The sequence below is a fragment of the Vibrio sp. 10N.247.311.13 genome, assembly GCF_041467595.1.
Taxonomy (GTDB): Bacteria; Pseudomonadota; Gammaproteobacteria; order Enterobacterales; family Vibrionaceae; genus Vibrio; species Vibrio crassostreae_C.
Map to the genome: position 1 here is coordinate 26,928 of NZ_JBFSUX010000051.1, position 10,006 is coordinate 36,933.

At 43.7% G+C, this 10,006-nt stretch carries 9 protein-coding genes and 1 pseudogene; 7 read left to right on the top strand and 3 right to left on the bottom strand.

From position 1 onward, the window contains the following. The first annotated feature begins 158 nt into the window (after positions 1-158). From AB6E52_RS17810 to AB6E52_RS17825, 4 genes are all read left to right on the top strand, one after another. Positions 159-905: a phosphatase gene (locus AB6E52_RS17810; RefSeq protein WP_017059533.1), complete on the top strand. Its 747-nt coding sequence runs from the start codon at positions 159-161 to the stop codon at positions 903-905. A gap of 144 nt (positions 906-1,049) precedes the next feature. Beyond that, complete coding sequence (locus tag AB6E52_RS17815) at positions 1,050-1,445, top strand: cytochrome b562 (protein ID WP_017059534.1); 396 nt, start codon at positions 1,050-1,052, stop codon at positions 1,443-1,445. A gap of 301 nt (positions 1,446-1,746) precedes the next feature. Next, positions 1,747-2,097: a hypothetical protein gene (locus AB6E52_RS17820; protein ID WP_017064798.1), complete on the top strand. Its 351-nt coding sequence runs from the start codon at positions 1,747-1,749 to the stop codon at positions 2,095-2,097. Positions 2,098-2,208: 111 nt separating this feature from the next. Then, complete coding sequence (locus AB6E52_RS17825; RefSeq protein WP_102319754.1) at positions 2,209-3,744, top strand: PepSY domain-containing protein; 1,536 nt, start codon at positions 2,209-2,211, stop codon at positions 3,742-3,744. A gap of 111 nt (positions 3,745-3,855) precedes the next feature. Here the strand turns inward: AB6E52_RS17825 and AB6E52_RS17830 are convergent, their stop codons facing one another. Continuing rightward, complete coding sequence (locus AB6E52_RS17830) at positions 3,856-4,239, bottom strand: VOC family protein (RefSeq protein WP_102319755.1); 384 nt, start codon at positions 4,237-4,239, stop codon at positions 3,856-3,858. After that, entirely contained in the window at positions 4,239-5,171 is a 933-nt protein-coding gene (locus tag AB6E52_RS17835; protein WP_017059538.1) for a LysR family transcriptional regulator, read from the bottom strand. Before AB6E52_RS17835 ends, AB6E52_RS17830 begins: the two co-directional genes overlap by 1 nt. A gap of 455 nt (positions 5,172-5,626) precedes the next feature. On the opposite strand from AB6E52_RS17835, the gene AB6E52_RS17840 reads away from it, so the two are divergent. After that, positions 5,627-6,820 carry a glycine C-acetyltransferase gene (locus tag AB6E52_RS17840; protein WP_017064793.1) on the top strand — a complete coding sequence of 398 codons (1,194 nt, stop codon included), beginning with the start codon at positions 5,627-5,629 and terminating at the stop codon, positions 6,818-6,820. A 110-nt stretch (positions 6,821-6,930) separates the two neighbouring features. Then, positions 6,931-7,962, top strand: a complete 1,032-nt coding sequence (gene tdh, locus AB6E52_RS17845; RefSeq protein WP_050649238.1) for an L-threonine 3-dehydrogenase — start codon at positions 6,931-6,933, stop codon at positions 7,960-7,962. Between the two features lie 111 nt (positions 7,963-8,073). Here the strand turns inward: tdh and AB6E52_RS17850 are convergent, their stop codons facing one another. Continuing rightward, positions 8,074-8,889, bottom strand: coding sequence for a tyrosine-type recombinase/integrase (locus AB6E52_RS17850; RefSeq protein ID WP_240798952.1), 816 nt, complete (start codon positions 8,887-8,889; stop codon positions 8,074-8,076). A gap of 36 nt (positions 8,890-8,925) precedes the next feature. Between AB6E52_RS17850 and AB6E52_RS17855 the strand changes: the two are divergent. Continuing rightward, positions 8,926-9,823 (top strand): annotated as a pseudogene (locus AB6E52_RS17855) (IS3 family transposase); the annotation flags it as partial. Between the last annotated feature and the right edge of the window lie 183 nt (positions 9,824-10,006).

Genomic DNA, 10,006 nt, shown 5'->3' on the forward strand with positions numbered 1-10,006 from the left:
AAACCTTTATGTTTGGGTGCTAATTGTCACTTTCAGCTGATAAACTGGCCGAATTGTTGCCATTAGGCATTCATTTTCTGAAGTATTCTTTTCCTGAAAGAGATTCAGAGTTACTTTCTGAAAAACGTATTTTGACCGAGCGAAGAGGGCATTGATTCATGGAACTCAAAGTAGATACTCACACCCACACATACGCAAGTGGTCATGCTTACAGCACATTGATCGAAAACGCCAAGTCGGCAAAGCAAAATGGTTTAGCCATGTTTTGTACTACTGATCATTCAGAATCAATGCCGGGCGCGCCACACTATTGGTTCTTCAGCAATCAGCGTGTGCTCCCTCGTTTTATTGAAGATGTCGCAATTATTCGAGGTGTTGAGTCAAACATCATGAACACACAGGGTGAAATCGACATTCATCCGAGTGTGGATAAGAACTTGGATTGGGTGATCGCGAGTTTTCATGAGCCAGTATTTCGCCCATCGGATGTCGCTACCCATACAGAAGCATTGTTGAATGTGATTAAGGGCGGTCGAATTGATGCGCTTGGTCACTTAGGCAATCCTAATTTTGATTTCGATTTCGAAGCCGTTATTCAATGTGCGGTTGAGAACAACGTGGCGATTGAGATCAACAACACCACACTCAAAGGCAATAGCCGAGTTGGCAGTGTTGACCGCTGCTATGAGATTGCAAGAATAGCGAAAGCGAAGGGTGCATTTATTACAACAGGCAGCGATGCGCATTTCTGTTTAGATGTCGGTGGCTTAGACTTAGTCGCAGCATTGTTAGATGAAGTGGGCGTAGATTCGAGTAAAGTGATTACCCATTCGCCAAAGCAGTTCCTAGCCTTTTTGGCCTTGCGCGGTCGTAATGAAATCCCAGAATATTCAGATCTTGTTTAAGAGAATGTCGGCGGGTTTGCATTTCGACACAATCAATTTTTGTGCCTGAAAGATTTTTGTATACACTAGCCGAAAATAATAAAGTCGAAGTGCCACAGTAATGACGGCTCTAACTTCAAAGACACCGCTTCACTTGGAGAAACAATGAAAACTCGCTCAATCCTTTTATCTGGCTTAATCGCTGCTTCAGTATTGTCTGGCAACGCATTTGCTAATGTAGACCTTAAGAAAAACATGCAAGAAATGAAGCTTGCGTTCAAACAAGCGGCAGAAGCTCAAAGCATTGAAGAGATGCAAAAGCCTATCGTTCGTTTAGATACGCTAGTGGCAGAGCTGAAAACGGGTGTTTACCCAGTCGAGAAAGAAGACAACTTCATGGAAGGCTTCAAAAAGATCAGTGCATCACTGGATAGCATTGAGCAGAAGCTAGACCAAGGTGACTTAGCGTCGGCACAGCAAGAACTTCGTACTATTGATGGCCTTCGTGAAGAGTACCATGAGAAGCGTAACCCAAGCATCTGGAGCAAGATCTTCGGTTAATTCGTTAATCATGAACGTTTGCTAGATAGGTAACAAAGAGCAAACCTCAAGATTCGATCTCTAAAACGCCGCCTTACATTACCCTCTTTCGAGGAAGGTGTAAGGCGGCGTTTTTATTGTCTCTTTTATCGAAAGCCTGCTGCAAAGAGATGAGTATTACTTTCTTAGCTTTAGTGTTGTAACCAGTATTTAACGAAAAAGAGTGTGCGTTAGCTTCAATTTTTTAACTTGCTGTTAATCTTTACGTTTACCTATATTCCAAGTCCCTCATAATAAGGGAAATTTATAAAGACTTGGAATAATGCGCCGAACCTCGTTCAACTTCTTCATGTTACTTGCAACAGCATTAAGCTGGGCGCTAGTGACATTAATGCCTGTTATCAATGCTCATGGTAATAGTGCGGGAGTATGGGCGTCGTTATGTACGGTCAATGGCTTTGAATTGGTTCAAATCGAAGAAGGCGAACCTAATACTCATAAAGGAAAGCCGTGTCCGTTTAGCCATTTTTCCACGTTTCACCAAGATGAACTTCCCACTACACTACTGACAACTCGACTGAGTTCTATTGTCTCCGACAGCTACGCTTTTTTGGCTCTAAGCGAACGCTACACGAGGCAAGCCCCGCGCGGCCCTCCCTTTGTTATTGCTTAAACCTAACCCATTAAAATAATTAAAAAATAAAGTATTAAGTAAAGTTAAACATGCTCAGATTACTTTCTGATTTTTCAGAAGGTATGTTTGCGTGTGTCAAAGGAAATTATAATGTTGAGAAATGAATCTCAAACCCCTGCGAAAGCACAAGCAACTTCGCAGTCTAAAAGCAGTGCAACAACCGGTTCGGAAACCAATATAAAAAGCAAAGACCGCAATAAAACCCTCTATTTCCTCACATGGCGCTGGCACTTCTATGCTGGGCTATTTGTTATCCCGTTTATGTTAATGCTGAGCATTACAGGTTTGGTGATGCTGTTTGATGATGAAATCGAATTGACTTTCCACCACGAAGCCCTAGAGATTGTTGCATCGGGCGAGCCGATTAAAGTGTCACAACAGTTAGCTGCAGTACAACTTCAATACCCACAAGGTTCGGTTACCCAGTTTGTTCCGAGCAAAGCTCCTGATCTGGCTAACCGCTTTTCGGTAGCACTTGTAGACGGCACATCGGTCTTCGCCACGGTAAATCAATATACGGGCGAAGTGGTCGGAGAGATTCCGCGTAGCGACAGCCTGTACCAACTCGCGAATGACATTCACGGCACTTTGTTGATTGGTGATTGGGGTGATTATCTAATTGAAGTCGCAATAAGCTTGTCTATTCTGTTGCTCATCAGTGGTATTTACTTATGGTTACCTAGAGATAACGCGAGCCGCGCTGGTTTTCTTAAGCTTCGATTTGGTTCAGGAACGCGTATTTTAATGCGTGATCTGCATGCGAACATTGGAGGTGTGTTATCGCTCGTTCTGTTGTTGTTTATTCTGTCTGGATTGGCATGGACAGGTTTTTGGGGCGGTAAGCTTGTTCAAGCATGGAGCACTTTCCCTGCTCAAATGTGGGACGATATTCCGTTGTCTGATAAGACGCACGCTTCCCTCAACCATGGCTCAGAAGAAGAGCTACCTTGGAACTTGGAGCAAACACTATTGCCTTTGTCTCAAGATAAGCCAGCAGAACACGTTCATCATGTGGAAGAGGCGACGGAACCTCATGATCAATCTAAGATGGGTGAAGATCACTCTCTACATGTGTTGTCAGCAAGCAACTTCGACATTGATGACGTTACTGAAAAAGCATACTCACTTGGCTTTACACGATACAAGGTGAATTTCCCGCGTTCAGAAACGGGTGTTTACACGGTCACAGCCAACACTATGGGCGGTGACATCATTGATCCAACGCAGGACCGTACTACGCACCTCGACCAATACTCAGGTCGTATTCTGGGTGAGGTGACATGGCAAGATTATAACTTCATTGCCAAAACGTTAGCGGTAGGTATTTCATTGCATCAAGGTGACATCAACATCATTAACAAGCTTCTAAATGCTTTGTTTTGTTTGGCGTTCATTGTTGTGTCCGTGACTGGCGGTGTGATGTGGTGGATACGTAGACCTTCAGGTCAAAGAAAGCTTGGCACGCCACCGAAGTTTGGCGATGCAGGGCTTTGGAAGACAGGTTTAGTGATCGTGATAGTTATTTCAGTACTGTTTCCACTGGCGGGAGCGACGATCGTGACAGCAATGCTGCTGGATTGGTTACTATTTTCACGCGTTGAGAAATTCAAGACGGCATTGAGTTAATTGATATACAAACTGACCTCCTTTTTGAGGAGGTCAGTTTCATTATTCAGATGACATGCTCTGTTTATTAAGAAGACGTTAGACTTGTACAGCTCTATATTTGATAAAGCTCTAGATTTCATAAAGCTCTAACGGAAGCCCGTCAGGATCGGCAAAAAAAGTAAATGCTTTACCTGTAAATTCATCAACTCGAATCGGTTCGACTTCAATGCCTTGTTCTTCCAAGTAGCTTTTGACATGTTGAACGTCATCAACACAAAAAGCTAAGTGTCTTAGCCCTTGAGCTTCCGGAAAGCTTGGTCTTTCAGGTGCGTCAGGGAAGCTGAATAATTCTATTTGAGCGCCATTAGGCAGTGCTAAGTCAAGTTTGTACGACTGGCGAGCCTCACGATAGTTTTCGGCAATGATCTCAAGTTTTAAAATCTCGGTGTAAAAGTGCTTCGATGCGTTGTAGTTTGAACAGATTATGGCTGCGTGGTGTATTCCTTTCAACATCAGTTTATTTCTCCTGCCAACTTGTCACCTAAGTGCTCCATGGCGTAATCAATGAATACACGCAGTCGAGCGGGCATGTACTTGGTTTGAGCAAACTGCATCGCAATCGCACCATGGTAATTACTCTTGATGGTCCAATCTTCCAACACTTGTACTACAGACCCTTCAGCCAACGCATCTTGAATCACGAAGTCATGGAAAATACCGACGCCTAGACCTTCTTTCACACCTTTCAGTCGCATCTGCGAGTGGTTAACTGCGTAACGTCCACTGACGGGTACTGTGTGAAATTCATCATCTTTAAGAAAATCCCAAATGTGATCTTTGTCTGTCTCTGCAAGATACAAACAGTCGTGTTCAGACAGCTCGGTAGGGTGGTGAGGAATCCCCTTGGCATCTAAATAGTCAGGGCTTGCACACAACACGAGGTTTGTTTTTCCTAACTCTTTCAATACTAAGCTTTCGTCGGGCTTATCAGTCAGGCGGAAAGCAATGTCGATGCCTTGACGTAAAATATCGATGTCGCCGTCAGCCGCTCTCAATTTAAGTTGGATTTCTGGATACTGATTTAAGAATGGAACAACGAAAGGCTGCAATACCGAATTCAAGAAGGCTTCAGGCGCCGCTACCGTTATCGAGCCTGCAGGTTCGGTATGGTCGGAGGTAGACAGTTCAACGGCTTGTTGCGCTGCGTTGATCATCACCACACTCTGATCATAAACCAATTGACCCGCTTGCGTAATGATAAGGGTACGAGTGGTACGCTCAAACAGTTTCACCGATAGCGCTTTTTCCAAGCGGGTGATGAGCTTACTCAAGGCTGATGGTGTCACGCCTAACTGTTTTGCTGCAGCCGTAAAACTACCTTCGTTAACCACCAAAATGAACGAGGCGAGATCCGGAAGCAGGGCGATGAGTTTTGGGTTAATCATAAGTATCCAGTTAAGCTAGTTTCAACGATGAACTTAATGGTCATTGTGAGCGATTTACTTTGATTTGTGAATCAATTTCATTAATTGATTGACGTGATTGCTCTGATAGGTTGTTGTGTTTGAAGCTCATCTGTATAGCGGCGTTGCTGCTGCGCATTCTGAGATGAAAAATTGAGATTTGATATGAAAGCGAAATTAGACGGAAATTATAGCTAATTTGGCGTTTAAAAAAGCAGGTGAAGGGCGTTAATGTGCCCTATGTCACTGGGATGAACTATTATTGGTGCCTGTGATTCATTAATGTTTTTCCAACTAAAGGGATAATCGGAACGGGGATGTTCAACTAGAATATAGGCATAAGTTTTACAGTGTAAATGATCGTGTTGAGATCGTTTACATCCCTACATAAAGCGGCGCGCGATGCTGCTAAATTATAACTAGGAAGGAATGAGATAATGTCTTCTGCATTTTACCAACAGATTCAAACTCAAATCGAAGAAGTTAAAGAAGAAGGTCTTTACAAGTCTGAGCGCATTATTACTTCTGCACAAAAAGCAGCGGTTTCTATCTCGACTGGTGAAGAAGTACTAAACTTCTGTGCAAACAACTACTTAGGTCTTGCTAACCACCCAGCTCTTATCGAAGCAGCTAAAGATGGTATGGATCAGCACGGTTTTGGTATGGCTTCAGTACGTTTCATCTGTGGTACTCAAGATTCTCACAAAGAACTAGAGCAAAAGCTTTCTACGTTCCTAGGTAAAGAAGACACTATCCTTTACACATCTTGTTTTGATGCAAACGCTGGTTTGTTCGAAACAATTCTAGGTAAAGAAGACGCAATCATCTCTGACGCACTAAACCATGCATCTATCATCGATGGCGTTCGTCTGTGTAAAGCAATGCGTTTCCGTTACTCGAACAACAACATGGAAGAGCTAGAGCAGCAACTTATCGCTGCTAAAGAAGCTGGCGCTCGTCACACACTAATCGTAACTGACGGTGTGTTCTCAATGGACGGCGTAGTGGCTAACCTTCCTGCTATCTGTGACCTTGCAGACAAGTACGATGCACTAGTAATGGTTGATGACTCTCACGCAGTGGGCTTCATGGGCGAAAACGGAGCGGGTACTCACGAGTTCCACAACGTTGTAGACCGTATCGATATCATCACTGGTACTCTTGGTAAAGCAATGGGTGGCGCTTCAGGCGGTTACACTTCTGGTAAGAAAGAAGTGATCGACTGGCTACGTCAGCGTTCTCGTCCATACCTATTCTCTAACTCTGTTGCTCCTGCAATCGTATCTGCGTCTATCCGCGTTCTAGATCTTCTTGCGGAATCTGGCGACTTACGTACTCAACTATGGGAAAACTCTGCTCACTTCCGTACTCGCATGGAAGAAGCTGGCTTCACTATGGGCGGTGCAGACCACGCAATCATCCCAATCATGCTTGGTGATGCAAAAGTAGCGGCTGAGTTCGCTGAACGCGCACTAGAGAAAGGCATCTACGTTGTAGGTTTCTCTTTCCCTGTAGTACCAAAAGGTCAAGCTCGTATCCGTACGCAAATGTCTGCTGCACACTCTCGTGAGCAACTAGACCGCGCAATCGATGCGTTCATCCAAGTTGGTAAAGACATGGGTATCATCTAATTTTAAAGGGGTGCCACGAGCATCCTTTAATTAGATAGAACAACACCCAGTAGAACATATAGATTTTTGATTCTCGCCTTACAGTTAGGCGAGATGAACTAGGTAACATTATGAAAATTAAAGCACTTTCTAAGCTAAAGCCTGAAGAAGGCATTTGGATGACCGAGGTTGAAAAACCTGAAATGGGTCATAATGATCTTCTTATTCGTATTAAGAAAACCGCAATTTGTGGTACTGACGTACATATCTACAACTGGGATGAGTGGTCACAAAACACAATCCCAGTACCTATGGTAGTAGGTCACGAATACGTGGGTGAAGTTGTTGGCATTGGCCAAGAAGTTCGTGGTTTTGAAATCGGCGACCGTGTATCTGGCGAAGGTCACATCACATGTGGTCACTGTCGTAACTGTCGTGGCGGCCGTACTCACCTTTGTCGTAACACAACAGGTGTTGGTGTTAACCGCACTGGTGCGTTCTCTGAGTTCCTTGTGATCCCTGCGTTCAACGCATTTAAGATCCCTGCAGAAATCTCTGACGATCTAGCTTCAATCTTTGACCCGTTTGGTAACGCAGTACACACAGCACTTTCTTTCGACCTAGTTGGCGAAGACGTGCTAATTACTGGTGCTGGTCCAATCGGTATCATGGCTGCAGCTGTTGCTAAGCACGTTGGTGCTCGTCACGTTGTAATCACTGACGTAAACGAATACCGCCTAGATCTTGCTAAGAAAATGGGTGTGACTCGCGCAGTAAACGTGATGGAAGAGAAGCTTGAAGACGTAATGTCTGATCTTGGCATGACAGAAGGCTTCGATGTAGGCCTAGAAATGTCTGGTAACCCATCTGCGTTCAATAGCATGCTAACTAACATGAACCACGGCGGTAAGATCTCTCTACTAGGTATTCCACCATCAGACATGGCGGTAGACTGGAACCAAGTAATCTTTAAAGGCTTGGTTATCAAAGGTATCTACGGTCGTGAGATGTTCGAAACTTGGTACAAGATGGCTTCATTGATCCAATCTGGCCTAGATCTAACACCAATCATTACTCACCACTTCAAGGTTGATGACTTCCAAAAAGGCTTTGACGCTATGCGTAGCGGGCTTTCAGGAAAGGTTATCCTTGATTGGGAATAGTCTAAATTAGGCTCTCATTAGCAAAAGGCGACAGGTTAAATTGTCGCCTTTTTTACGTCTAAAACCGCTAAATAACGCTCGATTACAGTGGCTGTCGCCATTTTGTCGCCATTAATTTTCTAAAGGATTGAGGTGAACTGCCTGCATCAAATGCTCGGGAGCAAAGTGAGAATACGCCATTGTCTGCTCAATTTTTGTGTGACCTAGAATCCGCTGTAACACCAAAATATCCCCTTTATTCATCATAAAGTGCGAAGCAAATGTATGCCGTAGAACATGCGTTGCTTGCCCACTTGGAACATGATTAGGTAAAGCCCTTTTAATGTAGCGCCAGGCATCCTTATAAGTAGTGTCAAAAATCTTATGGTCGTTCACTGCGATATCTAAGATCTCATGATACAAAGCAGGTGAGATGGGCACACTTCGATTTCTCTTACCTTTTGTCTCGGTGTAAGTTAGCTTGAATTCAGCTACTTGTGAACGGGTAAGAGTGAGAGCTTCACTTATACGAGCACCGGTGGCTAAGCAAATCTTAGAGATTACAATGAGCTGTGGAATCGAGACTGTAATTACGCGGTTGAAATTCTTCAGGTTAAATAGGAACTCTTCAATTTGTGGCTTGGTTAGATATGCCAGGTTCTTCTCGCTAGTTTTGATTGTATCGATAGCTTCAATCGGGTTGGGGTATTTCCATTGATTGTACTTGATTAGTTTCTTGAACATTCCCTTTAGATAAATCAATTCCATGTTATGTGTTGTTGGTGAAATCTCAACAGATTTATTTTTGCCACGGTAAGGTATTCGTGTTGCACGATAGTCCAAGTAGTCTCGTTCTTTAAGGTGGTAGGCAATCGGGTTACCTAATCCTTCAATTGTTTTGGCTATCAGATCCCGAGCTTGCTGATCCGCACCAGTAGTTTTGGACACTGAGTTAAGTGAGTACAATCACTAATGAGGTGAACCATAACAAGCAAGAAGAAACGTATTATCCATTCTCCTGAATTTAAAGCCGAAACCCTGAAGTTGGCAGAGAAAGTGGGAGTCGCTACAGCTGCAAGACAGCTCTCGTTACATGAATCTCAGATCTATGGTTGGCGAAAAGCCACAAAGAAGAATTCTAATATTAGCCAACGAGAACAAGAATTGGCCGTTGAAGTCGCTAAGCTAAAAAGGCAGTTGGCAGAGCAAGCAGAAGAGCTAGACATCGTAAAGAAGGCCGCCACCTACTTCGCGAAAAATCTAAAGTAAATTGCTATGAATTTATGCTCGAACACCTGCTGAGTTTCAGTATTTCCCGTATGGCTAAGGTGTTCAGAGTTTCTTGAAGTGGGTTTTATTATTGGGTTGAGAACCGCCACAAGGCGATTCAACGTGAGACAGAGCGCCAAAAGCTTGATACCAAGGTAAAAGAAGCCTTTGACGTTAGCAAAGAATGAGATGGCTCAGACGTATTCAGAAAGAACTGGCAGAGAGCGGTGATAACCATAATGTTAAGACCATTGCCGCCAGTATGAAACGTCAGGATTTAGTAGCGAAAGCAGCACGCAAGTTTAAGTGTACAACGGACAGTAAGCATAAAATGCCCGTTGCTCCGAACTTGCTCGCTCAAGATTTTAACGCAACGGCTCCGAATCAAAAATGGGCAGGAGACATTACTTATGTTGCCACAAGCGAAGGCTGGCTGTACTTAGCTGTCATTATTGACCTATATTCAAGGCAAGTAATTGGTTGGTCTATGGATACGAGAATGACGGCCTCACTGGTCTGTGATGCCTTATCGATGGCTTTATTCCGTCGAGGATTCCCTGAGCAGGTTATAACTCATAGCGATCGAGGTAGTCAGTACTGCTCGAAAGACTATTTCAATTGCCATTACGCTGAAAGTTGTTACCCATTCACCGCTACACTTGATTATTTTCAATACGTTAAGTGCAAATACTACTAATCTGTCCAAGGTTTAGAGGACCTTGAACAGATTAGGTATACACGAGCTTAAATTAAACGTTGGAACGCGCGTTTTTCTTCTTTGATTTATAGGCTTTCA

Excerpts from the sequence above, each read along its gene's own strand:
- AB6E52_RS17810 (WP_017059533.1), top strand. The coding sequence starts at position 159 with ATGGAACTCAAAGTAGATACTCACACCCACACATACGCAAGTGGTCAT.
- AB6E52_RS17815 (WP_017059534.1), top strand. The coding sequence starts at position 1,050 with ATGAAAACTCGCTCAATCCTTTTATCTGGCTTAATCGCTGCTTCAGTA.
- AB6E52_RS17820 (WP_017064798.1), top strand. The coding sequence starts at position 1,747 with ATGCGCCGAACCTCGTTCAACTTCTTCATGTTACTTGCAACAGCATTA.
- AB6E52_RS17825 (WP_102319754.1), top strand. The coding sequence starts at position 2,209 with ATGTTGAGAAATGAATCTCAAACCCCTGCGAAAGCACAAGCAACTTCG.
- AB6E52_RS17830 (WP_102319755.1), bottom strand. The coding sequence starts at position 4,239 with ATGTTGAAAGGAATACACCACGCAGCCATAATCTGTTCAAACTACAAC.
- AB6E52_RS17835 (WP_017059538.1), bottom strand. The coding sequence starts at position 5,171 with ATGATTAACCCAAAACTCATCGCCCTGCTTCCGGATCTCGCCTCGTTC.
- AB6E52_RS17840 (WP_017064793.1), top strand. The coding sequence starts at position 5,627 with ATGTCTTCTGCATTTTACCAACAGATTCAAACTCAAATCGAAGAAGTT.
- tdh (WP_050649238.1), top strand. The coding sequence starts at position 6,931 with ATGAAAATTAAAGCACTTTCTAAGCTAAAGCCTGAAGAAGGCATTTGG.